The organism is Oricola cellulosilytica (assembly GCF_019966575.1).
Taxonomy (GTDB): Bacteria; Pseudomonadota; Alphaproteobacteria; order Rhizobiales; family Rhizobiaceae; genus Oricola; species Oricola cellulosilytica.
Genome location: NZ_JAINFK010000004.1, coordinates 445,518 through 463,220 on the forward strand (window position 1 = coordinate 445,518; position 17,703 = coordinate 463,220).

At 62.6% G+C, this 17,703-nt stretch carries 20 protein-coding genes; 9 read left to right on the forward strand and 11 right to left on the reverse strand.

The window, feature by feature from the left end; genetic code table 11:
- Window positions 1-2: 2 nt before the first annotated feature.
- The 5 genes from tolB to LC298_RS12185 all read right to left on the reverse strand — a co-directional run bounded on the left by tolB (window position 3) and on the right by LC298_RS12185 (window position 4,336).
- Complete coding sequence (gene tolB, locus LC298_RS12165; protein WP_131567513.1) at window positions 3-1,319, reverse strand: Tol-Pal system beta propeller repeat protein TolB; 1,317 nt, start codon at window positions 1,317-1,319, stop codon at window positions 3-5.
- 53 nt (window positions 1,320-1,372) lie between these two features.
- Window positions 1,373-2,437, reverse strand: coding sequence for a cell envelope integrity TolA family protein (locus LC298_RS12170; protein WP_131567514.1), 1,065 nt, complete (start codon window positions 2,435-2,437; stop codon window positions 1,373-1,375).
- A 5-nt stretch (window positions 2,438-2,442) separates the two neighbouring features.
- Complete coding sequence (gene tolR / locus LC298_RS12175) at window positions 2,443-2,895, reverse strand: protein TolR (RefSeq protein ID WP_131567516.1); 453 nt, start codon at window positions 2,893-2,895, stop codon at window positions 2,443-2,445.
- A gap of 21 nt (window positions 2,896-2,916) precedes the next feature.
- A complete protein-coding gene (gene tolQ, locus LC298_RS12180; RefSeq protein ID WP_131567518.1) occupies window positions 2,917-3,648 on the reverse strand; it encodes a protein TolQ in 732 nt (243 codons plus the stop codon).
- Between the two features lie 238 nt (window positions 3,649-3,886).
- The gene (locus LC298_RS12185) at window positions 3,887-4,336 is read right to left on the reverse strand and encodes a YbgC/FadM family acyl-CoA thioesterase (protein WP_131567520.1); all 450 of its coding nucleotides are present in this window, start codon (window positions 4,334-4,336) and stop codon (window positions 3,887-3,889) included.
- Between the two features lie 58 nt (window positions 4,337-4,394).
- Here LC298_RS12185 and LC298_RS12190 point away from each other — a divergent pair, with 58 nt between their 5' ends.
- On the forward strand, window positions 4,395-5,651 hold the full coding sequence (locus tag LC298_RS12190; protein WP_131567522.1) for a glycoside hydrolase family 5 protein: 1,257 nt from the start codon (window positions 4,395-4,397) through the stop codon (window positions 5,649-5,651).
- A 13-nt stretch (window positions 5,652-5,664) separates the two neighbouring features.
- Here LC298_RS12190 and ruvB read toward each other — a convergent pair whose 3' ends face one another.
- The 5 genes from ruvB to LC298_RS12215 form a co-directional block, all read right to left on the reverse strand.
- Entirely contained in the window at window positions 5,665-6,708 is a 1,044-nt protein-coding gene (gene ruvB / locus LC298_RS12195) for a Holliday junction branch migration DNA helicase RuvB (RefSeq protein ID WP_131567524.1), read from the reverse strand.
- On the reverse strand, window positions 6,705-7,211 hold the full coding sequence (locus LC298_RS12200) for a hypothetical protein (RefSeq protein ID WP_131567526.1): 507 nt from the start codon (window positions 7,209-7,211) through the stop codon (window positions 6,705-6,707). Before LC298_RS12200 ends, ruvB begins: the two co-directional genes overlap by 4 nt.
- Window positions 7,208-7,822 (reverse strand): Holliday junction branch migration protein RuvA, encoded by a 615-nt coding sequence (ruvA, locus tag LC298_RS12205; protein WP_131567528.1) that lies wholly within the window; start codon window positions 7,820-7,822, stop codon window positions 7,208-7,210. Before ruvA ends, LC298_RS12200 begins: the two co-directional genes overlap by 4 nt.
- A complete protein-coding gene (ruvC, locus tag LC298_RS12210) occupies window positions 7,819-8,337 on the reverse strand; it encodes a crossover junction endodeoxyribonuclease RuvC (RefSeq protein WP_131567530.1) in 519 nt (172 codons plus the stop codon). The genes ruvA and ruvC overlap by 4 nt, the downstream gene beginning before the upstream one ends.
- Before the next feature lie 97 nt (window positions 8,338-8,434).
- Window positions 8,435-9,187 carry a YebC/PmpR family DNA-binding transcriptional regulator gene (locus tag LC298_RS12215; protein ID WP_131567532.1) on the reverse strand — a complete coding sequence of 251 codons (753 nt, stop codon included), beginning with the start codon at window positions 9,185-9,187 and terminating at the stop codon, window positions 8,435-8,437.
- Between the two features lie 96 nt (window positions 9,188-9,283).
- Here LC298_RS12215 and LC298_RS12220 point away from each other — a divergent pair, with 96 nt between their 5' ends.
- The 8 genes from LC298_RS12220 to LC298_RS12255 all read left to right on the forward strand — a co-directional run bounded on the left by LC298_RS12220 (window position 9,284) and on the right by LC298_RS12255 (window position 16,801).
- Window positions 9,284-9,571, forward strand: a complete 288-nt coding sequence (locus LC298_RS12220; RefSeq protein WP_131567534.1) for a hypothetical protein — start codon at window positions 9,284-9,286, stop codon at window positions 9,569-9,571.
- A 6-nt stretch (window positions 9,572-9,577) separates the two neighbouring features.
- A complete protein-coding gene (locus LC298_RS12225; protein ID WP_131567536.1) occupies window positions 9,578-10,027 on the forward strand; it encodes a GFA family protein in 450 nt (149 codons plus the stop codon).
- Window positions 10,028-10,109: 82 nt separating this feature from the next.
- Window positions 10,110-10,940, forward strand: coding sequence for an MBL fold metallo-hydrolase (locus tag LC298_RS12230; protein WP_131567538.1), 831 nt, complete (start codon window positions 10,110-10,112; stop codon window positions 10,938-10,940).
- Between the two features lie 136 nt (window positions 10,941-11,076).
- On the forward strand, window positions 11,077-11,814 hold the full coding sequence (gene minC, locus LC298_RS12235; RefSeq protein ID WP_131567540.1) for a septum site-determining protein MinC: 738 nt from the start codon (window positions 11,077-11,079) through the stop codon (window positions 11,812-11,814).
- 40 nt (window positions 11,815-11,854) lie between these two features.
- Window positions 11,855-12,670 (forward strand): septum site-determining protein MinD, encoded by an 816-nt coding sequence (gene minD / locus LC298_RS12240; protein WP_131567542.1) that lies wholly within the window; start codon window positions 11,855-11,857, stop codon window positions 12,668-12,670.
- A complete protein-coding gene (minE, locus tag LC298_RS12245) occupies window positions 12,667-12,930 on the forward strand; it encodes a cell division topological specificity factor MinE (protein ID WP_131567543.1) in 264 nt (87 codons plus the stop codon). Before minD ends, minE begins: the two co-directional genes overlap by 4 nt.
- A 281-nt stretch (window positions 12,931-13,211) precedes the next feature.
- A complete protein-coding gene (locus LC298_RS12250) occupies window positions 13,212-15,869 on the forward strand; it encodes a bifunctional diguanylate cyclase/phosphodiesterase (protein ID WP_131567545.1) in 2,658 nt (885 codons plus the stop codon).
- A 257-nt stretch (window positions 15,870-16,126) separates the two neighbouring features.
- Complete coding sequence (locus LC298_RS12255) at window positions 16,127-16,801, forward strand: type 1 glutamine amidotransferase domain-containing protein (RefSeq protein WP_131567547.1); 675 nt, start codon at window positions 16,127-16,129, stop codon at window positions 16,799-16,801.
- A gap of 79 nt (window positions 16,802-16,880) precedes the next feature.
- On the opposite strand, the gene LC298_RS12260 is transcribed toward LC298_RS12255, so the two are convergent.
- The gene (locus tag LC298_RS12260) at window positions 16,881-17,702 is read right to left on the reverse strand and encodes a TIGR00282 family metallophosphoesterase (RefSeq protein WP_131567549.1); all 822 of its coding nucleotides are present in this window, start codon (window positions 17,700-17,702) and stop codon (window positions 16,881-16,883) included.
- Window position 17,703: the final 1 nt, after the last annotated feature.

Below are 17,703 nucleotides of genomic sequence, written 5' to 3' on the forward strand. Positions count from 1 at the left end.
CTCTATTCGAGCAGCGGCGACCATGCCGGATCGGAACCGAAATCCGGGGTGGGGATGGCCTGTTCGTTGCGCCCGGTCAGATCGATCGAGTACAGCTTCGGGCCGCCACCGCCCGCCGGCTGGCGGAAGAACATGATCACCCTGCCGTTCGGCGCCCATGTCGGCCCCTCGTTATGGAAGCCCGTGGTCAGAATGCGCTCGCCGGACCCGTCAGGACGCATCACGCCGATGGAGAACTGCCCGCCTGACTGCTTCGTGAAGGCGATCAGGTCGCCGCGTGGAGACCACACGGGCGTGGAATACGAGCCGTTGCCGAACGATATGCGCTGCGGCTCGCCGCCGCCCGCCGAACTCATCACGTAGAGCTGCTGGCGGCCGCCACGATCCGACTCGAACACCACCTGCTGGCCGTCGGGCGAGAACGACGGCGAGGTGTCGATTGCGGTCGAACTGGTCAGGCGCGTCGTCTGCCGTGAGCCCAGATCCATCGAATAGATGTTGGCGCTGGCGTTGTGCTGCAGGCTCATCACGATCCGTTGGCCGTCCGGCGAGAAGCGCGGGCTGAACGTCATGCCGGGAAAATCGCCGACAAGTTCGCGCTGCCCTGTTTCGAGTTGCAGCAGATAGACCTTCGGCTCCCCGCCGGCAAAGTCCATATAGGTGATCTCCTGCCGGGTCGGCGAAAAACGCGGCGTCAGAACGATGTCATCCCCACGCGTCAGGTAGCGCACGTTCGCGCCATCCTGGTCCATGATCGCCAGCCGCTTGGTGCGATTGTCTTTTGGCCCGGTCTCGGCCACGAACACGATCCGCGTGTCGAAGTAGCCCTTCTCGCCGGTAAGCCTCTCATAGATCGCGTCGGCGATGATGTGGGCGACGCGGCGCCAGTTTTCGCGTGTCGTGAAGAACTGCTCGCCCAGCATCTGCTCCCCGGCAAACGTGTCCCACAAGCGGAATTCGGCGCGCAGACGGCCGCCGCCTTCCTCGACCACGCGACCGGTGACGAGCGCTTGCGCGTTGATCACCCGCCAGTCTTCGAATCGCGGCGCGACGTCCGGATTGCTGACCCTCTCGATGAAGGCGCCGCGGTCAACAGGCGCGAACAGTCCCGACCGCTTAAGATCGGCCGCAATGACGCCGGCGATCTCCGAACCGATCGTGTCGCTCGATAGGAAATCGGTGATCGCGATCGGAAGCGGCTCGACATTGCCCTGGTTGATATCGATTTCGACCAGCGCCCGCGCCGGCGCCACCGCCGCCGTCAGAAAGGCCGCCAGTATCGCGACCAGCGCGGTGAGCCGAATGGTTGTATTTTTCATTTGTCTTTCCCCAGGATTCGTTGCGGCGCGAGAAATGCGGCTGGACATCACACTCAACGGAACATCTCGCTCGGATCGAAGTTCACCACCACGTCGCGCCATGCATCGTATTTTTCTGTCGGCAGTTTGTAGCCGCGCTGCCCACAGATCAGAATCGCGCGCCGCGCGCTTTCGTCTGCCGCCTGATTTCCGGAGCTGGCCGTAACAGACGGTCGTCCATCGACCATCCCTGCCTGGTCGAGCTTGAAACGAACCGACACCTTAAGGCTTGACGCATCCAGTGCTGCGGGCGGACTCCAGCACGCTTGGATCTGGGCGCGCAGTGCGTCCATCTCGCTTTGCGTCAGCTCCGAACCGCCAGTGTTCTGCTGGCCGCCGACCGAAGCCTGCTGGTTGGAGCGCTGAGCGCCGCCGCCGGACGCCTTCTCCTGATTGAGAAGCGCCGCGACCTCGTCTTCGATCGACTCGCTGTCCGGCGCTTTCGGTGCCGCGGCCGCCTGCCGCTTAGGCTCCGTCTCGCGTCGCTCTGGCGTCTTCGCCGTCCGCGCCGGCGGCTGTTCGGGCCGGGCGGCAGGTACCGGCACCCGGTCGGGGATCCGCGTTTGCTCGGGCTGCTCAACCGCAAGGGGCTCTGCGGAATCCACCGCTGCGGGCTCCGGATCGGGCTCGACCGCCTGAGGCGGCTCCGGCAGTGCCGCAACTTCTGTCGCAGGAGCCGATTCGGGCTGCGGCTCCGGTTCGACTTCCCGAACGGGCTCGGGTCGCGGCGGCGTGGCCGGCGTCGGTGCCTCCGATGGCTTCGGCAAAACCGCCTGTTCCACCTCGACCGCCTTTTGCTCCTCGGTCTGCGGCGCGCTCTGGTCGCGTTCGTTTTCCCCTAGGTTTACCGCCTCCGTCTGCACAGGCGGCTTTTCTGTCGGCTTGGGCGCCGCGGGACCGTCCTTGCGCGCTTCCTCGGCTCCCTTCTGGATCTGCGTCAGCTCCGCGAGCGAAACCAGCTCGATCGGCAGCGACTCGACGTCGGGCACGTCGAACGAGTCCGGTGCGCTCAACGCGAACAGACCCCATCCGAGGACGATGGCATGCAGGGTTCCCGATGTTAGGAGGCCGGCACGCATTCGATCTAGCCGTCCTGCTCCTGAAGCGTGACCAGGCCAAGATTCTTGAAACCGGCTTGGTTGATCCGGCCCATCACCTGCATGATCGTGCCATAGTCGGCGGTCTGGTCACCACGAATGTAGATCCGCTCCTTGTAACCGGTCTGGGCAATGGCCTCGAGCTTCGGCACCACCTCGTCGAGCGGAATCGCCGTTTCCTGAACGAATATCTCGCCGCCCTCGCGTATCGATATGGTGATCGGCTGCGTATCGGAGTTGAGCGCCGATGCCTTTGTTTCTGGCAGATCGATTGGCACGCCGACGGTCAGGAGCGGAGCGGCGACCATGAAGATGATCAGCAGCACCAGCATCACGTCGACAAACGGCGTGACATTGATCTCGGACATCAGGTGGTTCGACTGGTACCGGCGTCCCCTGCGGGAGCCGCGTGCGCCATTCGGGTTGAGGGACATCGCCATGGGAATGCTCCTGTCAGGCGCCTATTCGGCGGCCTGCGCGCGCGAGGTTGTGGTGCTGGCGCGCTCGTCGATCTGCCGCGAAAGGATGGAGGAAAATTCGTCCGCGAACGCTTCCATGCGGCCGCCCAGTTTGCCGGCGTCACTGCTCAGCTTGTTATACCCGATGACCGCCGGAATGGCGGCGACGAGACCGAGCGCGGTCGCAAGCAGCGCCTCGGCGATGCCCGGCGCTACAACGGCGAGGTTGGTGGATTCCGATCCCGCGATCGCCTGGAACGAGGTCATGATACCGACGACTGTCCCGAAAAGGCCGATGAACGGTGCCGCGGATCCGACCGACGCCAGATAGCTAAGCCGGCTTCCAATGTTCTCCATCTCGCGCGCCAGAGCGACATCCATCGCTCGGTCGATCCGACTCTGCAGGCTGATCGGCGAGCGCGCACCGCGCTCGAACGACTTCTTCCACTCGCGCATCGCGGCGACGAAAAGTGCGCCCATCCCAGCGGGCTTGCGGTCCGAGAGAGAGCGGTAGAGCTCTTCGAGCGACTGCCCTGACCAGAATGTATCCTCGAAACGGTCGAAGGCGCGACGCAGCCGCCCGAACGCAAGCGTCTTGTCGATCATGATCGCCCACGACCAGACAGACGCGGCCAGCAGACCGATCATGACGAGTTTGACGACAAACCCGGCTTCGATGAAGAGCGACCAGAGCGAAACCTCGCCTCCGGCTGCCGCCAACCCAATCTGTTCCATTTTACTTCCCTAAATCCCGTTGCGCAGGTTCGGTGTTGTCCCGCCAACCGCCAGCCTGCCCACCCGGCCGTGTCAAAACGGACCAATGGACAGGCTCTCAACGACAAATTGGGTCAAACAAAGGCGTCGTTCAGAACGCTGTCCGGACAGCCTATTCATGAATAGTTACCGTTAACGGCGCGTTAGTGAAACGGGGTTGATTAAGGTCTTTTCATGGCATTTACGCGGAAATTCGGCTTCATGACCTTGGCGCGAACAATTCGGCCCACTCTTTCGGAAAACGGCGGGGTCGGCCGTTCGCGTTGATGAGCGCCGCCTCCACCTTCGCGACGATGAGATCCGTGTCGCCCCTTCCGATCCGCTGCAGCATGCGGATGCGTGCGCCGCTCAACGAGGCCACGCGCGTCTGGATCGACAGCAAATCGTCGATCCTGCCGGACGCCCTGAACTCGATGTCCATGTGGCGAACGACCCAATACAGGGTTTCTCCCGCCTGCCCGGCTTCGAGTTCGGCATGATGCACTCCGGCCAGCCGCAGGAAATCGGACCGCCCGCGTTCGAGGAACTCGAGATAGCGGGCGTGATATACGGCGCCCGAGAAATCGGTGTCCGCATAGTAGACCCGTGCCGTCAGCTCGTGGCCGTATTCCGTCAGCCTTCCCGCGATCGGGTCTGCGCCATCAGACATGTTTACCTTGCGACCTCAATTTCCTGCCGGGCGGCCGGCCAGGTGATATAGAGGCACCATGACCATAAATTGCCGTATTCGCGCAACCCTGGCGGGCGTGGCGCTGGCGCTCATTTTGGCAGGCCCCTCCTTCGCCGAGTCCGCCCGCTTTACTGCGAAGCGCGGCCTCAACATGGACCAATGGGTGACATGGCCGCCTGCCTACCGCTGGACCGAACCGGCGGTCACCGGCAACTTCCCCGAATGGAAGGCGCGTGTCACAGATGCCGACCTGCGCCGGCTGAAGGAAACCGGCTTCGATTTCGTTCGCCTGCCGGTCGATCCGGCGGTCTTCCTCGTCCAGAGCGACCCGGCGGTTCGTGACGTCTTGTTCGCCGGTGTCGACGGCGCGGTCGACCGGCTCCTGGCGGCCGGCCTCAACGTCATTGTCGATTTGCATACGATCCCGCGAGGTGACGATACCGATGCGCCGGGCGTCGGGCAGATCCTGGACGATCCGGATCTGTTCGAAGCGTACCGGATGCTGGTTGCCGATACCGCGTCCCGTCTGCGCAGCCGTGATCCGCACAAAGTGGCGCTAGAACTTATCAACGAGCCAACGCTCGAATGTCGGGCGGGCAATCGCGACTGGGGTCCACGCCTCAGACAACTGCATCAGGCGGCGCGTACGGGAAATTCCGAAATCACACTGGTTCTTCAGGGTGCTTGCTGGGGTTCCGCGGGAGGTCTTGCGGCAATCGACCCGACCGAAATCGGGGATGCGAACACGATTTACAGTTTTCATTCGTACGAGCCGTTCATCCTGACCCATCAGAGCGCAAACTGGGCCGGCGAACTGGTCAAACACATCGCCGGTATCCCCTATCCGCCGTCGCGGCTCGGGCCGGAAGAGGCCGGCGATCTCCTCCGCGCCAATCTCGAACGGATCGAGGCGGACGCTTCCGACGGCGAGAAGCGATCCGCCGCCTCTTTTCTGAGAAAACAGATGCGCAAGTTCGAAGAGCCGAGCGCGCTGGCCCGGGAGATGCGCCGGCCTTTTGAAAGGGCGGCCCGTTGGGCCGATGACCATCGTGTGCCGCGCGAGCGCATCATGCTCGGCGAATTTGGGATGATCCGCCGGGAATACGGCAAGCCGCCCGCGACGAAACCACGCTGGCGCGGAGCCTACTATCGCGACATGATTGCGCTCGCTGAGGAACAGGGATTTGCGTGGGCGATCTGGTCCTATGGCGGGGCGTTCGGTGTGATCGACGGATTTTCTGGTGAAAAGGCCGATCCGGACGTCCTCTGGCGGATCATGCCGGAACTGCGCTGACGTTGGTCAGCACCTAGTCGGCCTCCTCCTGGAAGAGTGAAGCCTGCACCGCCGACAGGTTTTGCGGGGGGGTCAGTCCGAGATGCCCCCATGCATTGGCGGTCAGCAGCCGCCCGCGCGGCGTGCGCTGGATGAACCCCTGCTGAATCAGGAACGGCTCGATGATGTCCTCGATGGCATCGCGCGGTTCGGACAGTCCCGCGGCAATGGTTTCGATCCCGACCGGGCCGCCGCCGAAGTTTCTCGCGATCATCTCGAGATAGCGCCGGTCGAGCAGGTCGAGACCGATCGCGTCGACATCGAGGCGCGACAGCGCCTCGTCCGCGATCCGGCGGGTTACCTCGCTGGCCTTCTCCACATCAGCGAAATCCCGCACGCGGCGAAGCAGGCGTCCGGCGATGCGCGGAGTACCCCGCGCACGCCGGGCAATCTCGAGCGCGCCATCATCCGCCATCGCCAGCCCCATGATGCGCGCGCCGCGCCTGACGATCGTCTCCAGTTCCCCGACCGTGTAGAAGTCGAGCCGAACCGGAATACCGAAGCGGTCGCGCAACGGGGTGGTCAGAAGGCCGAGCCTTGTCGTCGCGGCGACGAGAGTGAATCTCGACAGGTCGATCTTCACCGATCGCGCCGCCGGCCCCTCCCCGATGATCAGGTCGAGCTGAAAGTCCTCCATCGCCGGATAGAGGATCTCCTCGACCGCCGGGCTCAGCCGGTGAATCTCGTCGATAAACAGGACGTCGCGATCTTCCAGATTGGTCAGCAACGCCGCGAGATCGCCGGCCTTGGCGATCACCGGACCCGACGTCGCCCGGAAATTGACGCCGAGTTCCTTGGCCATGATCTGTGCCAGCGTCGTCTTGCCGAGGCCTGGCGGCCCGACGAAAAGCACGTGATCCAGCGCTTCGCCACGCTTCTTGGCGGCTTCGATGAACACCTTCAGATTCGCCCGCGCAGTCGCCTGACCGGTGAAATCATCAAGCGTCTGCGGCCGCAGCGGCGCATCGGCGTCCTCGCCGCGTTTGTCCGGGGTGATCAGGCGTGCCGGCTCACTCATCCCTGAAGAGGATCCATAACTTCAAAAGTATCCCCTTTGGCCCATGCATGAAACCAATCCGGCTCGAATGAACCCCAATTATTCTCGTAGACGCTCGTCAGTTCCGGTCGCAAGCGTCTAATTTCTCGATAGCATTCTAGAAAAGCCCGGCGCGGATTTTCTGTATCCCCAAATAGACAGCCTTTCTCAAACGGATAGCGCCAATCCTCGAAATATCTGTCAATCTCGTCCACGCAGCCGTCCAAGTGCGGAAGCATGGTTCGATTTTCTGATGGAAGCGACGCGTAAAGACTCTTCAGTCCATGTCCCCGAGCTTTTCCTTCGCATACTAACAGGTGGATTAGCTTCAAAGCTAACTCTACCGAAAATGCGTAGTTAACAATGGTAGGCGCATCGAGGGTATGAATCCCGTATCTTCCGAACTTGAGATTGAGGGTGCATCGCTCCCCAGCCAGAAAAAAAGCAGTCGCCGTATCGAGTTGCCTTTGTAAATCAACGCTCACCGCGCCAGTTCCTTCAACCCCAGCCGGATCAGCTTGGCGCTGTCGGCGCCCTCGCCCGCCTCTTTCATGGCCGCGGCGACGGCATTGGCTGCCTGGTCGCGGCTGTAGCCGAGGTTGGACAGCGCCGAGACCGCGTCGGTCACCGGCCCGGAGGCGGCGCCCTCGCCCAGTTCCCGCTTCAGCCCGATCGTCCCTGTCGCCTCGCCCGCGAACGCCGGCGCCTTGTTCTTCAGCTCTGAAACCACACGCTGCGCCACCTTCGGCCCGATCCCCGGCGCTCGCGCCACCATCGCCTTGTCCTGCAACGCAATCGCATTGGCGAGGTCGGATGGCGTCAGCGTCGACAGCACCGCCAGCGCCACCTTCGCGCCGACCCCCTGCACGCTTTGCAGCAGCCGGAACCATTCGCGTTCCAGCGCCGACGAGAACCCGTAGAGCCGGATCATGTCCTCGCGCACATAGGTCTCGATATGCAGGATGGCGGCTTCGTTCTCGCTCAGGCCCGCCAGCGTGCGCCCCGAACAATAGGCCGCATATCCGACGCCGTGGACGTCGAGGATTACGTGGTCCTCCGCAATCTCGTCGATCGTGCCCTTCAGCCTGCCGATCATGCGTGCGCCAGCCTCGCCTGAACAACAGGGCTGGCGCGGTGATGTGAATGGCAGATCGCGATCGCCAGCGCGTCGGCAGCATCGTCGCTGTCGAATTCCGCCTTCGGCATCAGCACCTTCACCATCATGTGGATTTGCTTCTTGTCGCCGTGCCCGACGCCGATCACCGCCTTCTTGACCGCGTTCGGCGCATATTCCGCCACCGCCAGCCCGGCGCGCGCCGGAACCAGCATCGCGATTCCCCGCGCCTGGCCCAACTTCAGCGTCGCTGCCGCATCCTTGTTTACGAATGTCTGCTCCACGGCCGCCTCGTCCGGCCGGTGCCGGTGCAGGATCGCCTCCAACCCGTCATGCAGCTGGCACAGCCGCGACGCCAGATCGGCCTTGTCGTTGGACCGGATGGTTCCCGACCCGAGAAATCGCAGGCTGTTGCCCGCGCACTCGACGAGGCCCCACCCCGTCCGCCGCAGGCCGGGATCGATCCCGATAATCCGAATCACGTCATGCTTTGCCATCACACCATGCACTAAACATGATTTGTGAACAAAAGCGAAACATTCGGTCGGCTTTTCACAGGCTGACGGCCGACGAAACCACCCGGCATGGCGGTCGTCAGGCCGAAAGGCGCGTCATCACGTCCTCGTCGATGTCCTCGTTGGAATAGACGTTCTGGACGTCGTCGTCCTCGTCGAGCGCATCGAGCAGTTTCATCAGCGTCGATGCCTTGTCCTCGTCGACCGGCGTGCGGTTCTGCGGCTTCCACACGATATTGACCGACTCCGCCTCCCCGAGTTGCTCCTCGAGCGACTTCGACACCGCGCCGATGTCCTCGAACGCGCAGATAATTGTGTGCCCGTCGTCGTCCGAGGTCACGTCTTCCGCCCCCGCCTCGATCGCGGCTTCCATCACAGTATCCGCGTCACCGGCATCCGCCGAATAGACGATTTCCCCGACCCGGTCGAACATGAAGGAGACCGAGCCGGTCTCGCCCAGAGCACCGCCATTTTTGGAAAACGCCGCGCGTACGTTGGAGGCGGACCGGTTGAGATTGTCCGTCAATGCCTCGACAATCACCGCGACGCCGCCCGGACCGTAGCCCTCGTAGCGCATCTCCTTGTAATCCTCGGCATCGCCGCCGGACCCCTTGTTGATGGCCCGCTGAATGTTGTCCTTCGGCATCGACTGGCCCTTGGCGTTCTGGATCGCCAGCCGCAGCCGCGGGTTCATGTCGGGATCGGTGGTGCCGCCGCCCACTTTCACCGCCACGGTGATCTCCTTGGAGAGCCGCGAAAACAGCTTCGAGCGGGCAGCGTCCGCGCGCCCCTTGCGGTGCATGATGTTCTTGAATTTGGAATGACCTGCCATGACAGACCCGTCTTTTTATGGTGTGTGAAATCTCGCGCGCTTTTAGGAGAGAACGTCGAAGACGTCCAGCGGCGCGAGAACGCAAAGGAGAACGATTTGGACCTCGTGAGCCTCCTCATCCTCGTCCTGGTGGCCGGAGGGCTTATCCTGCTGTTCCTGCGGGAGAACAGGCGGCGGGGTGTGCGGACGGTCCGCGCCTACCTCTTTATCAGGGCGATCGGAAATGGCGCGGACGTCGAGAAAGCCCGCGCGGCATCGGACGTCGATGGAAAGTCTCTGCGCAAGCGCGATATCCACGACACGATGCTCTATCTGCAAGCACATTACCGGGGTCGCCAGGCGGCATTGATCAAGGCCGCGGAAAAGGCCGGTTGGAGGGGGTAGAACGCCGTGGCTATTTTTCTTCAGCAAGGCGGGTGCCAGTGCCGTGCGGTTCGCTACACCCTGAAGTCACGTCCGTTGGTGGTCTATGTCTGCCATTGCACGGAATGCCAGAAACAATCATCCAGCGCGTTTGGTGAATCGGTGCGCGTCCGCGCTGCTGATCTCGAGATCGGTGGAGAAATCCGCGCCTATATCCGGCCCTCCTCCTCTGGCGAGGTTCGTTGCGAGTTCTGCCCGGAATGCGGGACCCGTCTTTTTCACCGGCGCGCGTCCTATTCCGAACATCTGAACATCAAGGGAGGGTCCTTCGACGAAACCTCCTGGCTGGTTCCGGCTGGTCATATCTGGACTGCATCGAGGCAGCCCTGGGTATCCATCCCGCGCGACGCCCTCACCTACGAGCGCCAGCCCGAATCCTACGATCGAATGATCGCACGATACGCGAGCGGCCCCTGATGTGACTGGCAATCTCGCGGACCTGGGTTAAACTTGCTGCCACACCCCGATACCCGGCGAGGCGGTCCCGATGCAGAAGTGGATGCTCTCATTCTTGGCCATGGCGGCGATGCTGGCGGCAGCCGGCCATGCTGCCGCTCAGAATGCCGGCGCCGAGCCGCCCGTCAGCCAGTGCCTCGCGGTTGCGCAAGCGCTGCCGAACGTGATCTTCGCGGCGGCAGCGGCGGACGATCCGCTCGCCGTTCCTGATGCCGTGACCATCACTTTCGCAGGCCATTCCACCTACCGCATCGAAAGCTCCTCGGGCGTCGTTGTCGCGACCGATTTTTCTGGCGTGCACGGCGCAGAACCGCCGCCGCGCGTCATCACCATGAACCGCGCCCATTCGACTCACTACACCCTGTCGCCCGACGCCCGCATCGAGGTCGTGCTCCCCGGCTGGAACCCGGACGGGCCGGAACCGGCAAGACACAATGTCGTGGTGGATGACGTCTATATCCGCAACGTCACGACCGATATCCGCGGATGGGGCGACGGCGGCATGATCCCCGACGCCAATTCGATCTTCATCTTCGAGTTAGCAGGCCTGTGCATTGGCCATCTCGGTCACCTTCATCACGCCCTCACTGAGGCTCACTATGCCGAGATCGGGCGCCTCGACATCGTCATGGTGCCGGTCGACGGGGGTCTGACGCTATCGCATACCGGCATGGCGGAGATCACCACCCGGCTGCGGTCCTCGATCGTGCTGCCGATGCATCTGCGCGGCACCCGCATCCAGTCCTATCTGTCGATGATGAGCAGCGAATTTGCGATCGATTTCATGGACGGAAATTCGATCACGGTCACAACCCGCGATCTCCCGGCCCGGCCCACCATCATGGTTCCCGCCGGTCTGGCCAGCCGGGGTTAAAGGCTTCGCGCCGAGTGTCCTCGCGGCCACCTCTCCATCCTCCCGCAAGCTCGCGGCGGTAACCATTCGTTACCGCGCCGCTAACCATTCGTTAACTACCATTCGAATAGCCCTTGAATACGCAAAATTAACGAAGATGACCGAAGTGCTAACCACGACGAACACGCGATCGATTCGCCTCAAGGGACGCTCCTTCCTCGCGCTCGTGCTCTCCCCCGACCTGCCCTTCGAGGACTGGCTTATGCGGCTTGACGATCTGGCCGCCCGTTCGGCCGGGTTCTTCCTGCGCCGTCCGATCGTGCTGGATGTCGAGGGCCTCGAGATCGACCTGCAGCAGTTGCGGGACCTTCTCGATCAGCTCGGCCGGCGCAACGTCCGCATCATGGGCATCGAGGGCGCGCACCCGTCGCTGCTCGGCGCCGACATGCCTCCCGCCATGACCGGCGGGCGCCCGGCCTCGGATTTCGAGGCAACCGAGGCGGAAACGCCGGCCGGCGATCTTTCCAGCGCCCCGGCGGACGTGGAGACTTCCGCGCCACCTGCGCCGCTTCCCTCCAACATCGTCACGCAGCCGGTGCGTTCCGGCCAGTCGCTCATGTTCGATGGCGACGTGACCATCGTCGGATCGGTCGCTTCGGGTGCGGAAGTCGTCGCCGGCGGTTCGATCCACGTTTACGGAACACTGCGCGGACGAGCGGAGGCCGGCGCGATGGGCAACGTGTCAGCACGCATCTTCTGCCGCAAGCTCGAGGCCGAGCTCGTGGCGATCGCGGGCTTCTACAAGACCGCCGAGGACATGGAGCCGGGACTGCGAGGACGTCCCGTTCAGCTCTGGTTCGAGGATGACGCAATCAGGGCGGAAACACTGGGTTGAGCGAAGCGAGGACGGCGGCGCGCCGGGAAAAGGAGACGAAATGGGAAAGGTGATCGTAGTCACATCTGGCAAGGGCGGCGTCGGCAAGACCACGTCCACGGCAGCGCTCGGTGCCGCGCTGGCGCAGCGGAACGAAAAGGTCGTGGTGGTCGATTTCGATGTCGGCCTGCGCAATCTCGATCTCGTCATGGGCGCGGAACGGCGGGTCGTTTACGATCTGGTCAATGTCATCGAGGGTGAGGCAAAGCTGACCCAGGCGCTGATCCGCGACAAGCGGGTGGATACGCTCTACCTGCTTCCGGCATCCCAGACGCGCGACAAGGATAAGCTCACGCCCGAAGGGGTCGAGCAGGTGATCGCCGCCCTGAAGAAGGCTTTCGACTGGGTGATCTGCGACAGCCCCGCCGGCATCGAGCGTGGCGCCACACTGGCGATGCGCCACGCGGATGTGGCGATCGTCGTCACCAATCCCGAAGTATCCTCGGTGCGCGATTCAGACCGCATCATCGGCCTCCTCGATTCCAAGACGGCCATGGCCGAGCGTGGCGAGCACATGCAGAAGCACCTGCTTTTGACCCGCTACGATCCCGCCCGAGCCGAGCGCGGCGACATGCTGAAGGTCGACGACGTGCTGGAAATCCTGTCGATCCCGCTGCTCGGTATCATTCCCGAAAGCATGGATGTCCTGCGCGCTTCCAACATCGGCGCGCCGGTCACCCTCGCCGACAACCACAGCGCAACGGCGCAGGCCTATTTCGAGGCGGCGCGGCGGTTGTCGGGCGAATCCCTGCCGGTCACGGTTCCAGGAGAAAAGCGCAGCCTTTTCGGAAAGATATTCGGAAGGAAGGCAGCATGAGCATCTTTCGTTTCTTCGCCAAGCCGGCCTCGGCCAACGCGGCGCGCGAGCGGTTGCAGGTCCTGCTCGCCCATGAGCGGGCGACGGTGGACGATGAGGACCTCGTCGGGCTCCTGCGCGACGAGATCATGGGTGTGATCGCCAGGCACATGCAGATCGACGGGGACAGGGTCAGCGTCAAGATGGAACGCGGCGCGAAGGTCTCGACGCTGGCCGTCGACATCGAGATTCCCCTGGAAGCAAACAGGCGGGCGGCCTGAGGCCCCCCGCACCGCGAAATCCGGGAAAAGTCGTCGCCTCCGCCGAACCATTTGCGCGCAAGGTTAATCGGAGACCAGCCCGCTTTCCATAGCAGCGATGTCCGTCCGGCTCGGCAGCGGAGAGGCTGCTGACGCCGATGGCCGGGAAGACCTTCGGCCCGCCCCGCACCGCAAACCCGCGGCTCTTCACCTTTTGTTTCAGGTTTTCGGGGCAGTCTTGGTGGCGAAACCGGCTGCGGTAGCCGGCCGTGAGATAGGCCGATGGAATTCTTCATTCAACTATGTCGATTCTTTCTCTTTCCTGTCTAAGGATCGGACGATCGCTGTCTCGGCCAAGCGCGATAGCCTCAGGTATTGCTCTTGCGGTCACGATTGTTGCTGGAATTTTTGCCGAATATCAGAACCGGGCAATTCATCGAGAGCAGGTCCGCGCCCATGTCAGCGAACAACTCGGAGTGGTGCGCGCCAAACTCGAAGGCAACATCAACAGCAACATTCAGCTCGTGCGCGGGCTGGTTGCCGTCATCGCCACGCAGCCGGATATTGACCAGAAGCGCTTTAGCGATATCGCGGCCTATCTGATTGGCGACCATTCTCAGTTGCGCAACCTTGCCGGTGCCCCGGAGCTGGTGATCCGCCTAATGTATCCGATCGCTGGGAACGAGAAGGCGATCGGTCTGGACTACCGCGACAACGAAAAGCAGCGCGCTGCAGCCCTGCAGGCCGTCGAGTCCCGGGAAATGGTTCTCGCCGGCCCGATCGATCTGGTGCAGGGCGGACAGGGATTTGTCGGACGTTTTCCCGTGTTCACCCGGCGGGCTGACGGCGGCGAAGAGCTTTGGGGTCTCGTCTCGGCGGTCGTCGACGTCGAAAGGCTTTATCGGGAGAGCGGGCTCTACGCGCGCAACCTGCCGATCGAGGTCGCTATTGCCGGCCGCGATGGCGCAGCATGGGACGGCAGGGCCTTCTTCGGCTCCGACCGAATATTTGGGAGCAACCCGGTTCTTTCCGAGGTAACCCTGCCAAGCGGCGTCTGGCGGCTGGCGGCAATCCCGCGGGGTGGTTGGTCCAGTGCACCTCCAGACGCCTGGCAGGTCCGCATCCTCGTCGTACTTGCCGGCCTGCTCGTCATTCTTCCGATCAGCATTGCAGGTCGCCTCTACGACGTGCGCCGGGCGCACGTCCTGGAACTTCGCCACGGCCAGCACGAAATGCAGAAACTGTCGCAGCGCCTGAAGCTGGCGCTGGATACCTCGAAGATTGGCGTATGGGAAGTGAACCTTGACACGAACCGGCCCGTCTGGGACCGGCGCATGAAGGAACTCTACGGCGTTCCGGAAGACGCTGAACCGACGGTGGAGGGCACTTGGGCGCAGGCGCTTCATCCGGAAGACAGAGACCGCGTCATGGACGAATTCCGCGACACGGTCACCAATGGCGGTCCCTACTCCACGCAGTTCCGCATCGTCACCCCCGACGGGACGCTGCGGTGGATCCGGTCGATGGGCGCTGTACAGCACGACATAGGCGGCCAGCGTCATATCCTCGGTGTCAATGTGGACGCGTCCGAAGACATGGAACTGAAGACGCGTTTGCTGGAAGCCAACCGAGATGCCGAGGCACGAAATAGAGAGCTTGAAGACGCGCGTGCACAGATGGAGCGCAATTCGCTCCACGATAGTCTGACCGGTCTTCCCAATCGGCGTTTCCTGGACGAGCGGGTTCTGAGCGGCCACTCAGGTCGCCGGCCGACCGCTCTCCTTCATATAGACCTCGATCGGTTCAAGCACATAAACGACACCTTGGGCCACGCCGCGGGCGATGCGATGCTCATACACGCCGCCGCCATCTTGAAGGCGCACACGGACGACGACGATGTCGTTGCCAGAATCGGCGGCGACGAGTTTGTAATCGTGACGATGTCGGACGTGAACGATGCGACCCTGTCCGCAATGGCGGAGCGGATTATCGAGGAAATGCGCCGCCCTGTTCCCTACGAAAACCATGAGTGCCGCTTCGGCGCCAGTATCGGCGTCGCCGTTGCGGATGCTGATGAAGGCAAACGCCTGCTTATTCACGCCGATATCGCGCTCTACCGGGCAAAGCGCAACGGCCGCAATCGCTTCGCATTCTTCAACGCATCGCTGAAGGCCGAGATCGTTCGTAACAAGCGCATCGCCGACGAAATTCTGAGTGGTCTTGAGCGGCGGGAATTCCTGCCATACTTCCAGCCCCAATTTGATGCGCAGACGCTTGACATCGTGGGCGTGGAGGCGCTCGCCCGATGGCATCATCCGGCGGAAGGTGTGCTGGCACCCGACGCTTTCCTTAAGACCGCCGGGGAACTGAACGTCGTGCACCTGATCGATCACGACATCCTGGAGGAGGCGTTATGGCAATCGACCCGGTGGCGGTCGGTCGGAATCTCGATACCGAAAGTTTCGGTCAACGTGTCAGCCGGACGGCTACAGGACACCGATCTTCTTGATCATCTCGACGGCCTCGCAATCGAACCTGGTACGCTATCTTTCGAACTCCTCGAGTCGATCTTCCTGGACGACGGAAACGAGACCATCACGAGCAATATCGAACGGCTCAAGGGTCTGGGAATCGACATCGAGATCGATGATTTCGGTACCGGTTACGCATCGATCGTCAGTCTTCTTCGCCTTCGCCCGAGCCGCCTGAAGATCGAACGACAATTGATCGCACCAATCATCGAATCCCAGAGTCAGCGCCGCCTTGTCGCTTCCATCATAGACATCGGCCGGTCCCTTGGGATCGAGGTTTTAGCGGAGGGCGTGGAAACCATGAAACATGCCCACCTGCTCCGCGAGCTCGGCTGTGATGCACTCCAGGGGTACTTCTTCGCCCCCCCGATGGCCTCGGCAGAACTTATGAAGTTCGTTCGGGAAGAACGCTGGCGGCGGGCGGCGTGAAAAAACTGCTCTGAAGCACCGGTCTTCAGCGAGCCCCGAAGGCCGGTTAGGATTGTCGGGTAACCGTTTCGGGCTGGAGCCTGTCGGCCCGCACCACCGCTTCGGAACCTTGACCTGCTTCCCCCTGCCCGGCAGCCAGGACTGATTTCGCGAAGAGATCGTCGAAATGGGGAACAAGCGCCTTCGGCATTCATTAATCCCTTGAAGAAGGCGGCGCGCGGGAAGTGCGTTGGAGCAATACCAGAAAGGGAAACGCCATGAAGATTCTGATGGTTCTCACATCGCACGACCAGCTCGGGGACACCGGCCAGAAGACGGGGTTCTGGCTCGAGGAATTCGCAGCCCCCTACTACGTTTTCAAGGACGCTGGTGCCGATATTACGCTGGCCTCACCGAAGGGGGGCCAGCCGCCACTGGACCCGAAAAGCGATGAGGAGGATGCACAAACGGAAACCACCAGGCGCTTCAAGGACGACGACGCTGCGCAAAAGGCTCTGGCAAACACTGTAAAGCTGTCCACGGTCAGCGCCGACGACTATGACGCAGTCTTCTATCCCGGTGGCCACGGCCCCTTATGGGATTTGGCCGAGGATGCCGACAGCACACGATTGATCGAAGCTTTTGCGCACAGCGATCGGCCCGTTGCGGCGGTCTGCCACGCTCCCGCCGTGTTCAAACACCCGAAAGGCGCGGACGGCGAGCCATTGGTTTCAAACAGGAAAGTGACCGGTTTCACCAATACCGAAGAAGAGGCAGTGGGCCTGACCGGCGTCGTGCCGTTTCTGGTCGAGGACATGCTGATCGCAAATGGCGGCCAATACGAAAAGGGCGCCGATTGGGCCTCTTTTGTCGTCACCGACGGCAAGCTGGTGACCGGTCAAAATCCGGCCTCGTCGGAGGAAGCGGCCAGCAAGCTCCTCGCTCTGTTGTAAAACGAAGGAGTGAGCCCGGGAGCGGCCGATTCGAAATCTCAATGAAGCCCTCGCGGGCCGGCCTCAGGCCGGATGCCCGTCACCACCAGGCTGGCATGACCTCTTCCAGCCTCGGCCCAAGCCTCAGCGGCCCGATTTTTTCGGCCAAGCCCGTACGGTCCGAAATCTCGACCGCCACGCCGCACAGCGTCGCCGGGCCGGAAGCCGCCTCGAACCGGCCCTTCGGAATTTTCGACAGGAATCGGTTCAAGGGCTCCTCCTTGTCCATGCCCAATGAGGAGTCGTAGCTGCCGCACATGCCGGCATCCGACAGATAACCCGTGCCTCCATCGAGTATCTGGTGATCGGCCGTCGGCGTATGGGTGTGGGTTCCGACGACGAGGCTGGCGCGCCCGTCGACGAAATGACCGAAACACATCTTCTCCGAGGTGGCCTCGGCATGGAAATCGAACACCACCGCGTCGAATGCCGTTCCGAGGCCGCCGCCTTCGAGCTGTCGTTCCGCGCAGGCGAACGGATCGTCGAGATCCGGCGACATGAACACCCTGCCCATGATGTTGGAAACCATCACGCGCGCGCCGTTCTTCGCCTCGAAAACCCCCATGCCCTTTCCCGGCGTGCCGTCCGGATAGTTCGCGGGCCTTAGAAATCGTTCGTGCCGGTCCGCGAAAACCAGCGCCTCGCGCTGGTCCCAGACATGGTTGCCGGTCGTCATGACGTCGGCGCCGGCATCGATCGTGTCGTTGAAGATCGCCTCGGTGATGCCGAAACCGCCCGCGGCGTTCTCGCCGTTTACAACGGTGAAATCGATTCGATGATCGGAGATGAGGCCGGGCAATCTCTCGTAGACGGCGGTCCGCCCGGATCGCCCCACCATGTCGCCCAGAAAAAGAAGTCGCATC